Source organism: Streptococcus sp. GMD1S (assembly GCF_000296875.1).
In the GTDB taxonomy this organism is placed as follows: Bacteria; Bacillota; Bacilli; order Lactobacillales; family Streptococcaceae; genus Streptococcus.
In genome coordinates this window covers 1-755 of record NZ_AJQY01000233.1, presented here as the reverse complement: position 1 = coordinate 755, position 755 = coordinate 1, and the positions used below count along the sequence as shown (strand labels likewise).

Below are 755 nucleotides of genomic sequence, written 5' to 3'. Positions count from 1 at the left end.
ACACCGGCCGAAGTGAAGAGCCAAGAAGATTTCTCAAGTCAAGACCAAGCTAAACTGGCTGCAGCCGACAAGGAAGCAGCAGAAGAGGCAGCCAAAGTTCGCTCAGAATTGCTTTCAACTCTTGAAGGAATCGAAAAATCAACCATCGAAGACATCAACAAAGACGCCACTATCACTGATAAGGAAGCGGCGATTAAGGCAGCTAAAGAAGTGATTGGCAAAGATGCTATCCTGAAAGCCATTGAAGAAGGTGACATCGAAGCGTCCGACTTGTTAGACGATTTCTTAGCAGAAGACAGTGATCAGGTGACACCGGTCGAAGAGATGAGCCAAGAAGATTTCTCAAGTCAGGACCAAGCTAAACTGGCTGCAGCGGACAAGGAAGCGGCGGAAGAGGCAGCCAAAGTTCGCTCAGATTTAATCGCTACCTTAGAAAAAATTGAAAAATCAACCATCGATGATATCAACAAGGATGCCACTATCACTGATAAGGAAGCTGCGATTAAGGCAGCTAAAGAAGTGATTGGCAAGGATGCTATCTTGAAAGCCATTGAAGAAGGCGACATTGATGCCTCAGACTTGTTGGCAGATTTTTTGGCAGAAGATAGTGATCAGGTGACACCGGCCGAAGCAAAAACTCAATCTCAACTTTCTGACCAGGACCAAGCAAAACTCGCTGCGGCAGATAAGGAAGCGGCAGAAGAAAATAGTAATGCGAAAAAACTTGAGCTAAGTAAATTAGAAGAGCAAGTTGC

The 755-nt window shown here is 45.3% G+C and carries 1 pseudogene; it reads left to right on the top strand.

Going from position 1 to position 755, the window contains the following annotated elements:
• Nucleotides 1–755: pseudogene (locus GMD1S_RS12380) on the top strand (cell wall anchor protein); the annotation flags it as partial.